14 protein-coding genes are annotated in these 18,491 nt (G+C 64.1%); 9 read left to right on the top strand and 5 right to left on the bottom strand.

All coding sequences use genetic code 11. The features are described from left to right. The first annotated feature begins 321 nt into the window (after positions 1 to 321). From BLS48_RS09085 to BLS48_RS09075, 3 genes are all read left to right on the top strand, one after another. On the top strand, positions 322 to 1,764 hold the full coding sequence (locus BLS48_RS09085; protein WP_091576971.1) for a methylmalonyl-CoA mutase subunit beta: 1,443 nt from the start codon (positions 322 to 324) through the stop codon (positions 1,762 to 1,764). After that, positions 1,761 to 3,881: a methylmalonyl-CoA mutase gene (gene scpA / locus BLS48_RS09080; protein WP_091576970.1), complete on the top strand. Its 2,121-nt coding sequence runs from the start codon at positions 1,761 to 1,763 to the stop codon at positions 3,879 to 3,881. Before BLS48_RS09085 ends, scpA begins: the two co-directional genes overlap by 4 nt. A gap of 66 nt (positions 3,882 to 3,947) precedes the next feature. Further along, the gene (locus BLS48_RS09075; protein WP_091576968.1) at positions 3,948 to 4,172 is read left to right on the top strand and encodes an AbrB/MazE/SpoVT family DNA-binding domain-containing protein; all 225 of its coding nucleotides are present in this window, start codon (positions 3,948 to 3,950) and stop codon (positions 4,170 to 4,172) included. A 16-nt stretch (positions 4,173 to 4,188) separates the two neighbouring features. Here BLS48_RS09075 and greA read toward each other — a convergent pair whose 3' ends face one another. Then, a complete protein-coding gene (gene greA / locus BLS48_RS09070; protein ID WP_091576966.1) occupies positions 4,189 to 4,662 on the bottom strand; it encodes a transcription elongation factor GreA in 474 nt (157 codons plus the stop codon). A 121-nt stretch (positions 4,663 to 4,783) separates the two neighbouring features. Between greA and BLS48_RS09065 the strand changes: the two genes are divergently transcribed. Further along, a complete protein-coding gene (locus BLS48_RS09065; RefSeq protein WP_091576965.1) occupies positions 4,784 to 6,160 on the top strand; it encodes a TIGR03808 family TAT-translocated repetitive protein in 1,377 nt (458 codons plus the stop codon). A 12-nt stretch (positions 6,161 to 6,172) separates the two neighbouring features. Here the strand turns inward: BLS48_RS09065 and BLS48_RS09060 are convergent, their stop codons facing one another. Both BLS48_RS09060 and BLS48_RS09055 read right to left on the bottom strand, forming a co-directional pair. Continuing rightward, entirely contained in the window at positions 6,173 to 7,177 is a 1,005-nt protein-coding gene (locus BLS48_RS09060; protein ID WP_091576963.1) for an asparaginase, read from the bottom strand. A gap of 25 nt (positions 7,178 to 7,202) precedes the next feature. Next, positions 7,203 to 8,369, bottom strand: a complete 1,167-nt coding sequence (locus BLS48_RS09055; protein ID WP_091577543.1) for an acetyl-CoA acetyltransferase — start codon at positions 8,367 to 8,369, stop codon at positions 7,203 to 7,205. A gap of 199 nt (positions 8,370 to 8,568) precedes the next feature. On the opposite strand from BLS48_RS09055, the gene betI reads away from it, so the two are divergent. Genes betI through betB form a run of 5 tightly spaced genes read left to right on the top strand, consistent with a single transcriptional unit; the run spans position 8,569 to position 14,847 of the window. Then, entirely contained in the window at positions 8,569 to 9,159 is a 591-nt protein-coding gene (gene betI / locus BLS48_RS09050; RefSeq protein ID WP_091576961.1) for a choline-binding transcriptional repressor BetI, read from the top strand. Beyond that, entirely contained in the window at positions 9,156 to 10,685 is a 1,530-nt protein-coding gene (gene betC, locus BLS48_RS09045) for a choline-sulfatase (RefSeq protein ID WP_167365009.1), read from the top strand. The genes betI and betC overlap by 4 nt, the downstream gene beginning before the upstream one ends. Next, positions 10,685 to 11,686, top strand: a complete 1,002-nt coding sequence (locus tag BLS48_RS09040; protein ID WP_091576958.1) for a threonine/serine dehydratase family protein — start codon at positions 10,685 to 10,687, stop codon at positions 11,684 to 11,686. The genes betC and BLS48_RS09040 overlap by 1 nt, the downstream gene beginning before the upstream one ends. Continuing rightward, positions 11,679 to 13,331 (top strand): choline dehydrogenase, encoded by a 1,653-nt coding sequence (gene betA / locus BLS48_RS09035; protein ID WP_091576956.1) that lies wholly within the window; start codon positions 11,679 to 11,681, stop codon positions 13,329 to 13,331. Before BLS48_RS09040 ends, betA begins: the two co-directional genes overlap by 8 nt. Positions 13,332 to 13,383: 52 nt before the next feature. Beyond that, the gene (betB, locus tag BLS48_RS09030; protein ID WP_091576955.1) at positions 13,384 to 14,847 is read left to right on the top strand and encodes a betaine-aldehyde dehydrogenase; all 1,464 of its coding nucleotides are present in this window, start codon (positions 13,384 to 13,386) and stop codon (positions 14,845 to 14,847) included. Between the two features lie 6 nt (positions 14,848 to 14,853). Here betB and BLS48_RS09025 read toward each other — a convergent pair whose 3' ends face one another. Next, positions 14,854 to 17,094, bottom strand: a complete 2,241-nt coding sequence (locus tag BLS48_RS09025) for a mannose-1-phosphate guanylyltransferase/mannose-6-phosphate isomerase (RefSeq protein WP_091577541.1) — start codon at positions 17,092 to 17,094, stop codon at positions 14,854 to 14,856. A 20-nt stretch (positions 17,095 to 17,114) separates the two neighbouring features. Further along, positions 17,115 to 18,491 (bottom strand): phosphomannomutase/phosphoglucomutase (locus tag BLS48_RS09020; RefSeq protein ID WP_143019403.1); only part of this gene is annotated, 1,377 nt, incomplete at its 5' end.

The following is an 18,491-nucleotide window of genomic DNA, read 5'->3' as shown; positions in this document are numbered from 1 at the left end:
ATGTCCGGTCTCCGCAAAGTGAGGTCTTTAAAGCCAGTGGCCTTGCCGCAGGTATAGTGAGGCCGTTGCGCAGCGACAATGCCATTCGTCTAAGCTGGGGCCATTCGTTCAAACCGGGGCCAATCGTCGAAATCGGGTTTTTTGGAGCTTGCGGATTTTGCCGGCGTTTGGCAATCGTTCATGGTTCGTGCCCGCAGGTCGACCTATATCCGATGGATCGAATTCAGCCCCCAGGAAGGGCATTGGATTGCGATATAGGACTGGGAGCCCTAGACTGAATTGCTCCAGGTTGGTGCGGCCGCATAAAAGCGAGGAAGACGGATGGGCGCCGGAGCCGTAATCCAAAATGTTGAACCCGCAAACGCCGAGCGCCAGCGATGGCTGGCCCTGGCGGAAAAGGCGCTTGCCGGCGCTTCCTTCGAGGAAAAACTGGTCTCGCATACAGACGACAACATCCGCATCGAACCGCTCTACGACCGCAGCATGGCGGCCGAACCGATGGTGCGCACAAACCCCACCTCGCCCTGGATCGTCAGCCAGCGGGTCGACGATCCCGACATCGACCGCGCCAAGGCCCAGGTGCTGGAGGATGTGGCGCAGGGGGCCACTGGATTGTCGCTTGTCTTCGAAGGCGCCCCGAATGCATTCGGTTATGGCCTGCCGAGGACAGCGCAGGCTCTGGAGACGGTGCTGGACGGCGTACCGCTCAACCGCGTGCAGGTCCGCATCGACGCCCATCCCTGGAGCCGCGCCGTGGCCGACTGGCTGGTGGCGTTCCTCAGCAAACGCCGGTCCGATCCGACAAAGCTCAACCTCTCCTTCGGCATCGATCCGGCGGCTATTTTTGCCGGAACCGGCCGGTTGCGCATGTCGATCGAGGCCCTGCAGGCATCGATGCCGCAATCGCTGGCGCATTTCTTCTCGATGGGCGTTCCGGGCGTGCTTCTGGAGGCGGACGGGCGCGTGTTCCACAATGCCGGCGCGACGGAAGGACAAGAACTCGGCATCATGCTCGCTTCCGCGGTGTCCTATCTCAGAATGTTCGAGAAGGCGCGGCAGCCGCTTGTCTATGCCGCGCCCCATATCGGTTTCGCGCTGAGCGTCGACCAGGACCAGTTCCTGTCCATCGCCAAGGTCCGGGCCCTGCGCAGGCTTTGGGCGCGTGCACAGGAGGCGTGCTCGATCCCGAATTCCACGGCCAATGTCCATGCCGAGACATCGTTTCGCATGATGACGGCGATGGATTGCGAGACCAACATCCTGCGTACCGCCATTGCCGCCTTCGCCGCGGCGGCGGGCGGCGCGGATTCGATTTCCATCCTGCCGCACACGATCGTGCACGGCCTGCCGGCGGGCTTTGCCCGCCGCGTCGCCCGCAACGCGCAACTGATCATGGCCCATGAAAGCCATATCGATCATGTCGCCGATCCTGCCTGTGGTTCCGGCGCGGTCGAAGCGCTGACCGAGGAGCTGTGCGAGGTAGCCTGGGCGGAATTGCAGAAGATCGAGGCCGAGGGCGGCGTGTTGTCCAGCCTCCAGGACGGACATATCCAGGCACGCGTTCACGCCTCGGCGACGCGGCGCAACGCAGCCTACAAGGCAGGCGCACGGGCTATCATCGGCACCACACTCTATCCCCTGAAAAGCGATCGTCCGGTCGAGACGCTGGCGGCGGAACGGCGACCTGCCTTCACCGAAGGCGTTGCCGTCTGCGAGCCCCTGTTTCCCGTCCGCATCGACCAGTCGATCGGAGCCGTCTCTTGATCCCGGATTTCGGCCAGATCGGCTGGGTGCCGCCACGCCGCGTTCCCGTCGAGGTCAAGGGCCAGCGGACGACGCCGGAAGGTCTGGTCGTCAAGCATCTGTACAACCAGGGTGACCTCAAGGGCTTGTCGCACCTCGACACCTATCCGGGCCTGCCGCCCTTTGTGCGGGGCCCTTACCCGACCATGTATGTCCAGCAACCCTGGACGATCCGGCAATATGCCGGCTTCTCGACGGCGGAGGAGTCCAACGCCTTTTACCGGCGCAACCTTGCCGCCGGCCAGAAGGGCCTGTCGGTCGCCTTCGATCTCGCCACGCATCGCGGGTATGACAGCGACCATCCGCGCGTCGCCGGCGATGTCGGCATGGCGGGTGTCGCCATCGATTCCATCCTCGACATGCGGCAACTCTTCGACGAGATTCCGCTCGGCGACATGACGGTGTCGATGACGATGAACGGCGCGGTGCTGCCGATCATGGCGCTCTACATCGTGGCGGCGGAAGAACAGGGCGTTGCGCAGAAGGATCTCGCGGGGACGATACAGAACGACATTCTGAAGGAGTTCATGGTCCGCAACACCTACATCTACCCGCCGAAACCCTCGATGCGCATCGTTTCCGACATCTTCTCCTACACGTCGAAGAACATGCCGAAGTTCAATTCGATCTCGATCTCGGGCTATCACATGCAGGAAGCCGGTGCGACGGCCGACCTCGAGCTCGCCTATACGATCGCCGACGGCATCGAGTATGCCCGCGCCGGCGTTGCGGCGGGCCTCGATATCGACCGCTTCGCGCCGCGCCTGTCCTTCTTCTGGGCGATCGGTATGAACTTCTTCATGGAAGTGGCCAAGCTGAGGGCGGCGCGCCTGTTGTGGGCGACGTTGATGGCGAAGAACTTTTCGCCGAAGGACGAACGCTCGCTGTCGCTGCGCACTCATTGCCAGACCTCAGGCTGGTCGCTGACGGCGCAGGACCCCTACAACAACATCATCCGCACCATGATCGAGGCGATGGCGGCGACGCAGGGCCACACGCAGTCGCTGCACACCAATTCCTTCGACGAGGCGATGGCACTACCTACCGACCACTCGGCCCGCATCGCCCGCAACACGCAGCTCATCTTGCAGAAGGAATCCGGCACCACGCGCATCATCGATCCCTGGGGCGGCTCTGCCTATCTCGAACGGCTCACGCATGACCTCGCGGCGCGCGCACTTGCCCATATCGAGGAGGTCGAGGCGCTCGGCGGCATGGCCGCCGCGACGGAAAGGGGCATACCGAAGCTGCGCATCGAAGAGGCCGCGGCGCGCACGCAGGCGCGCATCGATTCCGGCGAACAGATGCTGGTCGGCGTCAACGCCCATCGTCCAGGGACCGACATCGAGGTCGACGTGCTGAAGATCGACAATGCCGAAGTCAGGGCCCGGCAACTGTCGAAGCTGCAAAGGCTGAAAGGCACGCGCGATGTCGCCGCCGTCGAAAGCGCGCTCGATGCGCTGACCCGTGCCGCACAGGGCAATGAAAACCTGCTGGAGTTCGCCATCCGCGCCGCGCGCGCCAATGCCACCGTCGGCGAGATCTCGTTCGCGTTGGAGAAAGCCTTTGGCCGCCACGTTGCGACGGTCCAGACCATTTCCGGCGTCTACCGCAAGGCGCTCGGCGACAATCCCGTGGTCGACCGGCTGCAGGACAAGCTTGAGGCCTTCGAGAAGAAATTCGGCGGCAAGCCGCGCATTCTCGTTGCCAAGATGGGACAGGACGGCCACGACCGTGGGCAGAAGGTCATCGCCACGGCTTTCGCCGATCTCGGTTTCGACGTCACTGTCGGCGCGATGTTCCAGACGCCGGAGGAAATCGCGAAACTGGCGATCGAACATGATGTCCATATCGTCGGCGCTTCGTCGCTGGCGGCGGGACATCTGACATTGATCCCCGAGTTGCGCGACGCGCTGAAAAAGCTCGGACGAAGTGATATGCTGATCGTGGCCGGCGGCGTCATCCCGCCACAGGATTACGACGCCGTCCTGAAGGCCGGCGCGGCGGAAATCTTCCCGCCGGGCACTGTCATTCCGGAGGCGGCTGATCGGCTGATGGATCGGCTGTTGGCGGGCTAAGCGAACATTGCTGTATTGCCGGAAAAGGTTGTGCCAAACTGACAGACGCAACCAAGGGTAACGACCGTGAAGACTATCATCCACAAGCTCGAAGACGGATCAGGCGCCGTGATCTTGCCACGGGGAATGCTCAACAGCTTGAACCTGCAAGTGGGCGATCAACTCCAGATTATCGAAACCGATGACGGCGTCATTCTAAGACCGGTGGGTGACGACGTCGAGCGGCGGATGCGCGCTGCTCGTGATGTCATGGACAAGTATGAGGTCACATTGCAAAGGCTGGCCAAATAGACGACGCCAGCTGGCGTCAGCCATCCGAGAGCTTGACGATTTCCCATTCCTTGCCGTTGACCGTAACGACCTCGCCGACCTTCTTGCCAAACAGCGCCACGGCCATCGGCGAGACGTGGGAAATCGTGCCCTTGGCCGGATCGGCCTCGTCCTCGCCAACGATTTTCCAGTGCACCTTCTTCCCGTCATCGCCTTCCAGCGTGACACCCATGCCGAAGCGAACAAGGTCGCTGCCCGGCTCTGGCACGGACAGTTCGGCGCTTTCGCGCCGGGCGGTCCAATAGCGCAGGTCGCGCGACACCACCGCGATGCGTTCGCGGTCGGCTTTCCGTTCGGCTTTCGCCAGTATGTCGCGCAAGTCGGCCAAATTTTCCTCGATCATCGCCAAGCCATGCTCCGTCACCAGATTGCGGTGCTGGCTGATCGGCCGCTCGCCAACGCCGGCGATGGCGTTTTCGCTGTCTTCCTCGCGAGTAAAAGCTCTGCTCATTCGTTGAACTTAGGCGCGGAGAGGCTGCTCGACAAGCCATTGTCGTTACTGCCCGAAAGAAGAGACAAAACGTCTGGCACGATTCCTGCGGTGTGGGGGTTGAACACCAGGACCTGTGCCGATGTTGAACAGACGAAAGCTGCTGACCGGAACGGCTGGTTTCGCCGTATTCGGCCTCTCGCTCGGCAGAGCAGCGGCCGCGGGCCTGACCGGCATCGAGAAAGCGTCCATGCGCGGTTCGATCAATGCCACCGAACTTGGCGTGCGGCCGGGCACCTTTGACGATCAGAGCAAGGCCTTTGCCAAACTGCTGCGCGACGCGAACGACCGCGATATGCCGGTGTTCCTGCCGCCAGGCACTTATGTCGTCTCCAACCTCTCGCTGCCCAGCCGCGTGCGTCTTTCCGGCGTGCCGGGCGCTACGCGGATCGTCTATGGCGGCGACGGGCACCTCTTCATGGCCGAACAGGCCGATCATATCGAACTCGGCGGGCTGGTCTTCGATGGCACGAACCGCTCGATGGGCGACTACGCGCAGGGGCTGCTCGATTTGCGCCGGGTCGCTCACCTCGTCGTCGACAACTGCCAGGTCACCGGCAGCGGCAAGAACGGACTGGCGCTGGAGCGCGCGACGGGCCGGGTAGAACGCTCGGACATATCGGGCGCTGCCGATGCCGGCATCTATTCGGTCGAGGCCGGCGGACTGGCGATCACAGGCAACACCGTCTCCGACTGCGCCAATGGCGGCATCCTCGTGCACCGCTGGCAGGCGGCGGAAGACGGGACCATGGTCACCGGCAACCGCATCGAACGCATCCAGGCGCGCAGCGGCGGAACCGGCCAGAACGGCAATGGCATCAACGCGTTCCGGGCTGGCAATGTCGTCATTTCCGGCAACATCGTCTCGGATTGCGCGTTCTCGGCGATCAGGGCCAACAGCGCCAGCAATCTGCAGATATCAGGCAACACCTGCTCGCGTTCGGGCGAGACCGCGGTCTATTCCGAATTCTCCTTCGAAGGCGCCGTCATCAGCAACAACATCGTCGACGGCGCCGCCAACGGCATCTCGGTCGTCAACTTCAACGAAGGCGGCCGCCTGGGGGTCTGTTCGGGCAACATCGTGCGCAATCTGTCGACCAGTGGCCCCTACCCCGCCGACCCGCCCGGGTTTGGCGTCGGCATCAGCGTCGAGGCTGACACGACCGTGTCCAACAATGTCATCGAGAACGCGCCGCTCTATGGCATGCAGCTCGGCTGGGGGCCGTTCCTGCGCAATGTCGTCGCCACAGGGAACGTCATCCGCAAGGCTGGAACGGGCATTGTCGTGTCCGTCGTCGAGGGCGCCGGCACTGCGGTCATTTCCGACAACGTCATCGACGGCGCGCTGAATGGCGCCGTTGTCGGCCAGCGCTGGGCCGACCCGGCGACGGGCGATCTGACCTTATCCGACGATACCGGTTATGCGCACCTAACCGTGGAGCGCAATCACGTCAGCTAAGTGCTCATTGCCTCAGGCCAAGGCGGCGGTCGGCCGAAGCGCGCCGACCTTGGCGGCGATCCGGCTTTCGATGGGCGCGTTTGCCAATTCGAGCAACTTCGCCGCCAAGGGCTCGTCCGCGTGGAGCAGCTTAGCAAGGACGGCGGCAGCCATGGCCTCGCCGGCGCGGCCGGCGCCGTCATCGCATTTGATCGCGATGCCGAGGCCAAGTTCGGGTATGGCGCTACAGTGGACACCTTCGGCGCCGCCTTTCGCGAAAATCCGGCCCGGAGCGGCTTCCATCAAAGCGACGTCGGCGCGGCCGGTGCCGGCGACGAAGAACGGTTCTGCCATGCAGGCCGAAAACAGACGCTTGGCGGCCTTGGCCCGCTCGGGCCCAAAACCGTTTGTCGTGGCCATGCGGGCAAAGCCGAGCGCGAAACTCCTCAGCGGCACCGCATAGGTCGGGATCGAGCAGCCATCGGTCGCCCGTTCGTCAGCGCCATGGACAGCGCCGGTAACGGCCTGCATCGCGTCACGGACCATCTCCTGCAAGGCATGGCCCGCCTTGACGTAGCCGCGGTGCGCAATGCCCGTGTGGACGCAGGTGCAAAGGAAGCCGGAATGCTTGCCGGAGCAGTTGTTGTGCAGCGCGTTCGGCGTTCCGCCGGCGCGGGCGAGGGAAATCTCCGCATCATGATTGGAGGGCCAATGTGCGCCGCATTCGAGCGCCGACCCGTCCAGGCCGGCCCTGGCCAGCATGGATCGCGCCAGTTCGACATGCGCCGGTTCCCCCGAATGGGACGCACATGCGAGTGCCAGTTCGCGGTTGCCGAAGCCATAGGCATCGGCCGCCCCGCTTTCGACCAGCGGCAGCGCCTGAATGGCCTTGACCGCCGAGCGCGGAAACACCGGCTTCGATGTGTCGCCGATCTCCCAGACTGGCTTGCCGTCGGCGTCGAAGACCGCGACTGCACCGCGATGAGCACTCTCGACGATCGCGCCGCGCAGAACCTCGACCAGAACCGGATTTGTCATGAACCCTCCCGTAGATGCGGGCGGTTTATCTGATCCGGTCGAGAATGGAAACGTAGTTGGCGACCGCGGCACCACCCATGTTGAAGATGCCGCCAAGTTTTGCGCCGGGCACCTGGATGCCACCCGCCTCGCCGACCAGCTGCATGGCGGTCAGGACATGCATGGAGACACCAGTGGCGCCGATCGGATGGCCCTTGGCTTTCAGCCCGCCGGAGGGGTTGACCGGCAGGCGGCCGTCCTTGGCTGTCGTGCCGTCCAGCGCCAGCTTGGCGCCCTCGCCCGGCTTGGCCAGACCCATGGCTTCATATTCGATCAGCTCGGCGATGGTGAAGCAGTCATGCGTTTCGACGAAGGAGAGATCGTCGAGCGTCACGCCGGCGTTCTTCAGCGCCTGGTTCCAGGCGTGCTCGCAGCCCTCGAAGGCGAGGATGTCGCGCTTCGACATCGGCAGGAAATCCTGCACATGCTCGTTGGCACGGAAGGCGACGGCACGGCGCATCCTCAATGCCGTCCCTGTGTCGGCAAGGATAAGGGCGGCGGCGCCGTCGGAGACCAGCGAGCAGTCGGTGCGCTTGAGCGGACCGGCAACGAACGGGTTCTTCTCGCTCTCCTGGCGGCAGAACTCATAGCCGAAATCCTTGCGCATCTGCGCATAGGGATTGTCGACGCCGTTCTTGTGGTTCTTGGCGGCGATCATCGCCAGCGCGTCGGACTGGTCGCCATAGCGCTGGAAATAGGCCTGCGCGATCTTACCGAAGACGCCGGCGAAACCGGCCGGCGTGTCGCCGTCCTCGGGCAGGTAGGAAGCCTTGAGCAGGTTCTTGCCGATCTCGGGACCGGGCGTCGTCGTCATCTGCTCGGCGCCGACCACCAGCACGATACGGGCGGCGTTGGCATCGATGGCGCGAATGCCCTGCCTGACCGCCGCCGAACCGGTGGCGCAAGCGTTCTCGACGCGCGTCGCCGGCTTGAAGCGCAGCCGGTCGTCAGCCTGGAGGACCAGGCTGGCGGTGAAATCCTGCGCCGAAAAGCCGGCATTGAAGTGGCCAAGCACGATCTCGTCGACTTCGTCCGGACCGATGCCGGCATGGTCGAGGGCGTCCGTTGCCACCTTGACGATCAGGCCCTCCAGCGTCTCGCCTTCGAGCTTGCCGAAGCGCGAATGCGCCCAGCCAACGATGCATGCGGTCATGGCGGTCTCCATCCTTGGCGCCAGCCTAGCATGTGGCTCACGGCGCACTTCGCGTTTATTGTTCAAATGTAAACAATCTTGCCCGCTTCGGGAAGAGCCGGAACCAGACAATCGCTTGGTACAGGCCGAGCCACCACCAATTTTTTTGTTGATTGACCCGTCAATAAAAAATAATCCTGCTTCAAAGGACCACAGCAAAATGCCGAAAGTCGGAATGGAACCCCTGCGCCGCAAGGCGCTCATCGACGCGACGATCTCGGCGATCGGCGAGCGCGGTTCGCTCGACGTGACCATGTCCGAGATCGCCGGGCGCGCCGGCGTTTCATCGGCCCTTGCGCATCACTATTTCGGCGCCAAGGACGAATTGCTGCTGGCGACGATGCGACACATCCTGGCCGAGTTGACCGCCGACACGTTGCGCGCCCTTGGTTCGGCCAGCACCTCGCGCGAACGTGTCTCGGCCGTGGTGGCCGTCAATTTCTCCGACATCCAGTTCCAGCCGGAAACCATCGCTGCTTGGCTCGCGTTCTATGTCGAGGCGCAGAAGTCTTCATCGCTGCGACGGCTGCTCAGGGTCTACGCGCGGCGGCTTCATTCGAACCTGATGAGCGGCCTGATCGGCATCTTGCCGCGAGCCGATGCCGACCGCGTCGCCGAAGCGACAGCGGCAATGATCGACGGGCTCTATATCAGGCGCGCGCTGAAGGACGGCGTGCCCGACGCCGCGACCGCGATCGCGCTGGTCGAGGACTATCTCGAAACCAAACTCGGCGAGCGGCACAAACAGTGACAACGATGCGACCCAATTTCCTGATCGTCATGGTCGATCAGCTCAACGGGACTTTTTTTCCCGATGGGCCGGCCGCGTTTCTTCACGCTCCAAATCTGAAAGCGCTGGCCGCGCGTTCGGCGCGCTTCAAGAACAATTACACGGCGTCGCCACTGTGCGCACCGGGCCGCGCCTCGTTCATGAGCGGCCAACTGCCGTCGCGCACCGAGGTCTATGACAACGCCGCCGAGTTCGCCTCGTCGATCCCGACCTTTGCCCATCATCTGCGCGCCGCCGGCTATCACACCTGCCTGTCGGGCAAGATGCATTTTGTCGGACCGGACCAGTTGCACGGCTTCGAGGAACGGCTGACCACCGACATCTATCCCGCCGATTTCGGCTGGACGCCCGACTATCGCAAGCCCGGCGAACGCATCGACTGGTGGTATCACAATCTGGGCTCGGTGACCGGCGCCGGCGTCGCCGAGATCAGCAACCAGATGGAGTATGACGACGAGGTCGCCTTCCACGCGGTGCAAAAACTCTATGATTTCGCCCGCGTCTCGGACGACGCCTCGCACCGGCCCTGGTGCCTGACCGTTTCCTTCACCCATCCGCACGACCCCTATGTGGCGCGGCGGCAGTACTGGGATCTCTACGAGGACTGCCCTGCGCTCGAGCCCGAAGTGGGCTTCATCCCCTATGACAGGCAGGACCCGCATTCGCAGCGGCTCTATCGAGCCAGCGACTATGACAGCTTCGACATCACGGCCGAACAGATCCGTCGTTCGCGGCGCGGCTACTTCGCCAACATCTCCTATCTCGACGACAAGGTCGGTGAATTGCTGTCGGTGCTGGAACGCACCCGCATGCTCGACGACACCATCATCCTGTTCTGCTCGGATCACGGCGACATGCTCGGCGAGCGTGGCCTGTGGTTCAAGATGTGCTTCTTCGAGGGTTCGGCGCGGGTGCCGCTGATGATCACCGGCAAGGGCGTGCCGGCCGGCCTGGTCGAGGCGCCGGTCTCCAATCTCGACGTGACGCCAACGCTGTGCGATCTCGCCGGCATCGACATGAGCGCGATTGCGCCCTGGACCGACGGCCAGTCGCTGCTGCCCCTGCTCGATGGCAAGCAGCGCACCGCGCCGGTGCTGATGGAATATGCGGCCGAAGGCTCCAACGCACCCCTGGTGGCGATCCGCGACGGCCGTTACAAATTCGTCCATTGCGAAATCGATCCGCCACAACTCTATGACGTCGATGCCGACCCGCATGAGTTGAGCAATCTCGCCACCGATCCGGCGCATGCCGATCTGGTGACGGCTTTCATGACAAAGGTCCGGGCGCGCTGGGACATGGCTGGCTTCGACGCCGCCGTGCGCGCCAGCCAGGCCCGCCGCTGGGTGGTCTATCCGGCGTTGCGCAACGGCACGCACTACCCCTGGGAGTTCCAGCCACTGCAGAAGGCCTCGGAACGCTACATGCGCAATCATATGGATCTCAACGTGCTCGAAGAGCAGAAGCGGTTTCCGCGAGGCGAATGATGACCGACCTTCTCGTCCCCTCCCTAGACCATCTCAAGCAGGCCTATGCCGTCACTTCCCGGGCGACGCAGATCACGCCGCTACTGGAATCGGCAGCCTTGGCCAGGGAGACCGGCGCGGCCCGCGTCTTCATCAAGCCGGAATCGCTGCAATGGGCTGGCTCGTTCAAGGTTCGTGGCGCCTACTGGCGCCTGAAGCAGCTTTCATCTGACGAAGCAAAGAAGGGCGTCGTTGCCTATTCCTCCGGCAATTTCGCGCAAGGGCTGGCGGCTGCCGGCCAGGCGCTTGGCATTCCCGTTACCATCGTCATGCCGATCGACGCACCGGCCGCCAAGCGCGACGCCACCGCAGGTTATGGCGCCCGCGTCGTGCTCACCGACCACGGCGAGCGCGCGCGTGAGGAAGTCGCCGCCGCCAAGGCACGCGAGATCGCGGAGACCGAAGGTCTGGCCTTGCTGCATCCGTTCGACGATCCCGAGATCGTCGCCGGCCAGGGGGGCGCCGGCCTCGAAGCGCTCGACCAGCTTGAAGCCAAGAACGCCAAGGCGGACCTTTTGTTTTGCTCGGTCGGGGGTGGCGGGCTGATCGGCGGCGTTTCGCTCGCCTTCCACTATTTGTCGCCCGCCACTGAAATTATCGGCGTCGAGCCGGAAGGTTTCAATGGCATGGGCTCCTCGCTGGCGCACGGCAGCATCGAGACGATGCCGATCGGCCCGAAGTCGATCTGCGACGGGCTGATGTCGCGACGGCCAGGCGACGCACCGTTCGCCGCGGTCAAGACCGCGGGTGTTCGCGGCATCACCGTCGACGATCAATCGGTGCGGCGCGCCATGCGGATCGCCTTCGAGCGGATGAAGCTGGTGCTCGAACCGTCGGGTGCCGCGTCGCTGGCGGCACTGCTCGGCGGCAAGGTGGATGTGAAGGGCAAGACCGTCCTTGTAGTGGCAACCGGCGGCAACGTTTCGCTCGCCGATTTTATGGCGCATATGAACCATGCTTGAAGCGGACTTTGTCATTATCGGCTCTGGCTCGGCCGGCTCGGCCATGGCCTACCGCCTGTCGGAAGACGGCAAGCATTCGGTGATCGTCGTCGAATTCGGCGGCTCCGATATCGGGCCGCTGATCCAGATGCCGTCGGCGCTGTCGATCCCGCTCAACATGAGCCTCTACGACTGGGGCTTTGCCAGTGAACCGGAGCCGCATCTCGGCGGCCGTGTGCTGGCGACGCCGCGCGGCAAGGTGATCGGCGGCTCATCCTCGATCAACGGCATGGTCTATGTGCGCGGCCACGCCCGTGACTTCGACCATTGGGCCGAAGAGGGTGCGACCGGTTGGGGCTTTGCCGATGTGCTCCCCTATTTCAAGCGCATGGAAGATTCGGACGGCGGCGAGGATGGCTGGCGCGGTCACGGTGGCCCGCTGCATGTGCAGCGTGGTTCGCGGCGCAATCCGCTCTACGGCGCCTTCGTCGAGGCCGGCCGCCAGGCCGGGTTCGAACTGACCGATGACTACAATGGCTCCAAGCAGGAAGGCTTCGGGCCGATGGAGCAGACCATCCGTGGCGGCCGCCGCTGGTCGGCGGCGAGCGCCTATCTGAAGCCGGCGCTCGGGCGCAAAAACGTGAGTTTGGTCAAGGGCTTTGCCCGTCGGGTGATCATCGAGAATCAACGCGCCATCGGCGTCGAGATCGAAGCTCACAAACAGATTCAAGTCGTTAAGGCGCGACGTGAGGTGATCGTCGCGGCGTCGTCGATCAACTCGCCCAAGATCCTGATGCTGTCCGGCATCGGACCGGCCGAGCATTTGCGCGAAAACGGCATTGCCGTGGTGGCCGACCGGCCCGGCGTCGGCCGCAACCTGCAGGACCATATGGAGCTCTACATCCAGCAGGAATCGACCCAGCCGATCACGCTGAACTCGGTGCTGAACCCGTTCTCGAAAGCACTCATCGGTGCGCAGTGGCTGTTCTTCAAGTCCGGGCTCGGCGCCACCAACCATTTCGAGGCGGCCGCCTTCGTGCGCTCGCGTGCCGGCGTCGACTACCCCGACATTCAGTACCACTTCATTCCGGCCGCGGTCCGCTATGACGGCAAGGCGGCGGCCAAGTCGCATGGCTTCCAGGCGCATGTCGGGCCTATGCGCTCGAAGTCGCGCGGCTCGGTGACGCTGCGCTCGCCGGACCCGAAATCGAAGCCGGTGATCCGCTTCAACTACATGTCGCATCCGGACGACTGGACGGAGTTCCGCCACTGCATCCGCCTAACCCGCGAGATCTTTGGTCAGAAGGCATTCGACGCCTATCGCGGCCAGGAAATCTCGCCGGGTTCACACGTGCAGTCGGACGACGACCTCGACGTCTTCATTCGCGACCATGCCGAGAGCGCCTACCATCCTTGCGGCACCTGCAAGATGGGCCGCGCCGACGATATGATGAGCGTCGTCGATCCGGAGTGCCGGGTCATCGGTGTCCATGGATTGCGGGTCGCGGACTCCTCGATCTTCCCGCGCGTCACCAACGGCAACCTCAATGCGCCGTCGATCATGACCGGCGAAAAGGCATCCGACCACATTCTCGGCCGCGCGCCGCTGGCGCCCTCCAACCAGGAACCATGGATCAATCCGCGCTGGCAGGCGTCAGACAGATAGAGCATGATCCGGCGTACGTTCCGCCCAAGCGAAGACGATTTGGAGACCTCCCATGCGCGCCCAGCCAACGGCATCGCACTACGTCAACGGACGCTACATCGAAGACGAAGGCGGCGCGCCACTGCCGGTCATCTATCCGGCAACCGGCGAGACCATCGCCATGCTGCGCTCGGCGACGCCAAACGTGCTGGAACTCGCCATCGAAGCCGCGCGGGCTGCACAACCGGCCTGGGCGCGGCTGAAGCCGGTCGAACGCGGGCGTATCCTGCGCCGCGCCGCCGACATATTGCGCGCCCGCAATGCCGACCTTGCGCGGATCGAAACGCTCGACACCGGCAAGGCGATCCAGGAGACGCTGGTGGCGGACGCGCCGTCGGCAGCAGACTGCCTTGAGTATTTCGGCGGCGCGGTCGCCGCCTACAATGGCGAGGCTGTCGATCTGGGCGGGCCCTTCGCCTACACCCGACGCGAAGCGCTCGGCGTCTGCGTCGGCATCGGCGCCTGGAACTACCCGATCCAGATCGCCGGCTGGAAATCAGCCCCGGCACTCGCCATGGGCAACGCCATGGTGTTCAAGCCATCGGAAAACACACCGCTTTCAGCGCTGGCGCTGGCCGAGATCTACAGCGAGGCCGGCCTGCCCGATGGGCTGTTCAACGTCGTGCAAGGCTATGGCGATGTCGGCGCCGGGCTTGTCGGACATGATGTCGTCGCCAAGGTTTCGGTGACCGGCTCGGTGCCGACCGGCCGCAAGGTGCTGTCGCTTGCCGGCTCGAAGATGAAGCACGCGACGATGGAACTCGGCGGCAAGTCGCCGCTGATCGTCTTCGACGACGCCGACCTCGAGAACGCCATTGGCGGCGCCATGCTCGGCAATTTCTATTCAACCGGCCAGATCTGCTCCAACGGTACGCGCGTCTTCGTGCAGAGCGGCATTCACGCCCGCTTCGTGGAACGCCTTATCGAGCGGACGAAGAAAATCCGTATCGGTGATCCGCTCGACCCCGAAACCCAGATGGGGCCGCTGGTGTCGAAGGCGCAGCACGACAAGGTCGTCGGCTATATCGGGATCGGAAAGCAGGATGGCGCGACGCTCGCTTGCGGCGGCAACGTGCCTTCGCTGCAGGGTTTCCAGGGCGGCTTCTTCGTCGAACCGACGGTGTTCACCGGCGTCACCGACACGATGCGCATCGCTCGGGAGGAGATTTTCGGGCCGGTGATGAGCGTGCTGAAATTCGACGGCGAGGACGAGGTGATCGACCGCGCCAACGACACCGAGTTCGGCCTTGCCGCAGGTGTGTTCACGCGCGACCTGTCGCGCGCCCATCGCATCATCGCCGAGTTGCAGGCCGGCACCTGCTGGATCAACGCCTACAATCTGACGCCGGTGGAAATTCCGTTCGGCGGCTTCAAACAGTCGGGCATCGGGCGCGAGAATTCGCTTGCCGCGCTGGCGCTCTATTCGCAACTGAAGTCGATCTATGTCGAGACTGGGGATGTGGCGGCGCCTTACTGAGCCGGTCTACCCCACCTTCTCCGCCGTCCCATCCAGATACTGGGTCAGCGCGCAGACCAGGTGATAGAAGATGCTGGCCGGAACTTCCGTCGCCAGCGAGCGGCCGCGTTCGTCGATGCGATCGATCCACAGGCCGAGCGGCGCCGGGTCGATGTGCCAGCGGAACAGGCGGCCGACGCGGGCTTCGATCTCGGGCTTGAGGTCGGGGCCGCCTGAAGCGTCGAGCGCAATCGCCGCCTTGACCGCTTCGGCCTGCGGCCAGCTGCGTGATATCAGGTCGAGCGGCAGGCCCTGCCTAGAGACGGCACCATAGGCAAGGCCGGTGGCGCGGTTGAGGCCATTGGCGATGGCCGACGCATAGAGTTTCCTGGCGAAGCCGCTCAGTTCGGCCTGGCCGCTGCGCCCGGCGAAATCGACCAGCAGCGAGGCCCATTCGAAATGGTGGCCGGGCTCGGTCCAGTTGCCCTTCTCGCCGGCAGCCGGTTTCCATTCAGCATCGAAATACTCGCCGAGCGTCCAGCTTTCCGGGTCGAAGAAATGGCTGCGGAAGAGGTCGATGATGCGTGCCGCACGGCGCAGATGGGCGCGGGCGCCGGTCGCCTGATACCAGGCAAGAAAAGCCTCGAGCAGATGCATGTGCGGGTTGGAGCGCCGCTCGCCTTCGCCGTCGGACGTTTCCAGGAAGCCGGTCATGCGATGATCCTCGAGATGCGCATCGAGAAAGGCGAAGGTCTCCTCGCCAAGCCGCAAGGCATCCGGATGGCCTGACATATGCGCATGCGCCAGCGCCAACAGCACGCAGGAGTGATCGTAGGCATCCTCGGTCGCGTCGGCGACCGAACCGTCGACATTCAGCATGCGCACCCAGCCGCCATTGTCGGTGCGGCCCTGCCTGGACATGAACTCGATGCCATGGCTGATCAGCCGATCGGCCGGACCATCCCAGCCGCGCGCCCTGGCGACGGCGAAGGCATAGACCTGCCTCGCCTGTGTGCGCATGCGCTTCGGCTTCATCAGCGGCGAGGCATCGAAACCCAATGCCTCATGGAAACCACCATGGCGTTCGTCGACGCCCGATGTCGACCACAGCGGCAAAGTCTCCTGGAATAGCCAGTGATGCACGCGCCGCCGCCAAGCGCCGCTTTCGATGACGCGGTCATGCGCGGGCGTGAACCGGGTTTCCAGCCGGCCCGACTTTTCAAGCTGCTCGACGATCTTCTTGACGTGTTGGCTGTGGCTGACCGGTGCGACGAAAGTGGCGTCGGCGGTGGAGACGATGGCGACGTCCTTCATGCCGATCGCCGACAGCAAGCGGCCATCGCTACGGATGTAGGAGTTTTCGCAATCGATGGCGACGACATCGCCGACAATGACATTGCCCTGGTCATCGGCGGGGCCGACATCGAGCAGCGACTGCCAGGAGCCGAGATCGTTCCAGCGGAAGCCGGCCGGCACCATGGCGATGCCTTTTGCCTGCTCCATGATGGCGTAGTCGATCGAGTTCGACGGGATGGCGGCGTAGAGTTCCAGCGGCATGTAGAGGCCGGAGAGATCCGACGTCGCCGCCTTGTAGGCGGCCTCGGTGGCCTGCCAGATGTCGGGCTGGAAAGCCGCGAAGGCGTCGCGCATGGCGCCAGCCCGAAACAGGAAAATACCGGTGTTCCAATAGAAATTTCCGGCCTGGAGATAGCTCTGCGCGGTGGCAAGGTCCGGCTTTTCGACAAAGCGCGACACGTCGAAGGTGCCGCCGCTTTCGGCTGCGACCTCGATATAGCCATAGCCGGTCTCGGGCTGTGTCGGCTTGATGCCGAACACCACCAGCCGGCCGGCGCGCGCCGCCTCGGCACCTGCCTCGACGCTCTGCCAGAATTGGCGCGCGGTGGCGATCTCATGGTCCGACGGCACCACCAGCACCAGGCTGTCGCCGAATTCGGACAAAGTGCGCAGCGTCGCCAGCGCGACGGCGCCGGCGGTGTTGCGGCCGATCGGTTCGAACAGCGGACCACCACCGGCGAGATCGAGGCCGGCAAGGTCGGCATGGACGCGATCGGCATGGCGCTCCGAGGCGATCAGGAAGATCGGCGTTTCGCCTTCCGGCCTTGCCGCCAGCCGACGCAGTGTCTTGGCCAGCATCGAGCCATCGCCGGAAAAATCATGGAACTGCTTGGGATTATCCTCGCGCGACAGCGGCCAAAGCCGCGAGCCGACGCCGCCGCTCATGACAAAACTGACGATCCGCTCGGTCATGATTCCCGCATCTTCCACTGTCAGAAAGTCTGGTTGTAGGCGCCGACTTCCGGGCTGCGGCGCAGCACGGCGTCGACGGCATCGAACATCTGCCGGCGACGCTCTGATGAAACCGGGCTTTCGACGACCACGACGAGTTCCGGCTTGTTCGACGAGGCGCGCACCAGCCCCCAGGTGCCATCCTCGGCGACGACACGCACGCCGTTGACGGTGATGAGGTCTGATATTTTCTGGCCGGCGAAACTGGCGCCATCCCGCTTCATGGCCTGAAAATCGGAAACCACCCGCTCGACCACGCCATACTTCACATCGTCCGCGCAATGCGGCGACATCGTCGGCGTACCGAAGGTCAGCGGCAGCGCGCGGTAGAGGTCGGCCATCGAGCTGCCCGGGTTGCGATCCAGCATCTGGCAGATGGCGATGGCGGTGACCAACCCGTCGTCATAGCCGCGCCCGATCGGCGGGTTGAAGAAGAAATGGCCGGACTTCTCGAAACCGGCGACGGCGCCGAGCTCGGCGACGCGGCGCTTGATGTAGGAGTGGCCGGTCTTCCAATAGTCGGTGACGGCGCCATTGGCACGCAGCACGCTGTCGGTGTTGAACAGCCCGGTCGACTTGACGTCGACGACGAAGGTCGAGCCCGGAAGCTGGCTGGAGATGTCGCGTGCGAGCATGACGCCGACCTTGTCGGCGAAGATCTCGTTGCCCTCATTGTCGACGACACCGCAGCGGTCGCCGTCGCCATCGAAACCAAGGCCGACATCGGCCCCGGTCTCCAGCACCTTGTCCCTGATGGCATGCAGCATCTGCATGTCCTCGGGGTTGGGGTTGTAGCGGGGAAAGGTGTGGTCGAGTTCGACATCGAGCGGGACCACTTCGCAGCCGATGCGCTCCAGTGCCTCCGGCGCAAAGGCGCCAGCGGTGCCGTTGCCGCAGGCGGCGACCACCTTCAGCTTTCGCGCGATGCGCTTGTCCCGGGTCAGATCGTCGAGATAGGTCGCGCGAAAATCGCGGACGAAATCATAGGAGCCACCACCGGCAAGGTCGAAATCGCCTGACAGCACGATCGCCTTCAGCGCGCTCATCTCCTCGGGGCCGAAGGTCAGCGGCCGCGCCGCGCCCATCTTGACACCGGTCCAGCCATTCTCGTTGTGCGAGGCCGTGACCATGGCGACCGAAGGCGTGTCGAGGGCGAACTGGGCGAAGTAGGCCATCGGCGACAAAGCCAGGCCGACATCCCTCACCCGCGCGCCGGCGGCCATCAGCCCGCAGACCAGCGCCAGCTTGATCGAAAGCGAATAGGAGCGGAAATCATGCCCGGTGACGATATCGGGCCCGGCGCCGAGACGGCGAATCAGCGTGCCGAGCCCCATGCCGAGCGCCTGGACGCCGATCAG

It is taken from the genome of Mesorhizobium qingshengii (genome assembly GCF_900103325.1).
GTDB lineage: Bacteria > Pseudomonadota > Alphaproteobacteria > Rhizobiales > Rhizobiaceae > Mesorhizobium > Mesorhizobium qingshengii.
This window is presented reverse-complemented; position numbering and strand designations above follow the sequence as displayed.

Excerpts from the sequence above, each read along its gene's own strand:
- BLS48_RS09065 (WP_091576965.1), top strand. The coding sequence starts at position 4,784 with ATGTTGAACAGACGAAAGCTGCTGACCGGAACGGCTGGTTTCGCCGTA.
- betI (WP_091576961.1), top strand. The coding sequence starts at position 8,569 with ATGCCGAAAGTCGGAATGGAACCCCTGCGCCGCAAGGCGCTCATCGAC.
- BLS48_RS09060 (WP_091576963.1), bottom strand. The coding sequence starts at position 7,177 with ATGACAAATCCGGTTCTGGTCGAGGTTCTGCGCGGCGCGATCGTCGAG.
- greA (WP_091576966.1), bottom strand. The coding sequence starts at position 4,662 with ATGAGCAGAGCTTTTACTCGCGAGGAAGACAGCGAAAACGCCATCGCC.
- BLS48_RS09025 (WP_091577541.1), bottom strand. The coding sequence starts at position 17,094 with ATGACCGAGCGGATCGTCAGTTTTGTCATGAGCGGCGGCGTCGGCTCG.
- betB (WP_091576955.1), top strand. The coding sequence starts at position 13,384 with ATGCGCGCCCAGCCAACGGCATCGCACTACGTCAACGGACGCTACATC.
- BLS48_RS09055 (WP_091577543.1), bottom strand. The coding sequence starts at position 8,369 with ATGACCGCATGCATCGTTGGCTGGGCGCATTCGCGCTTCGGCAAGCTC.
- betA (WP_091576956.1), top strand. The coding sequence starts at position 11,679 with ATGCTTGAAGCGGACTTTGTCATTATCGGCTCTGGCTCGGCCGGCTCG.
- BLS48_RS09040 (WP_091576958.1), top strand. The coding sequence starts at position 10,685 with ATGACCGACCTTCTCGTCCCCTCCCTAGACCATCTCAAGCAGGCCTAT.
- BLS48_RS09085 (WP_091576971.1), top strand. The coding sequence starts at position 322 with ATGGGCGCCGGAGCCGTAATCCAAAATGTTGAACCCGCAAACGCCGAG.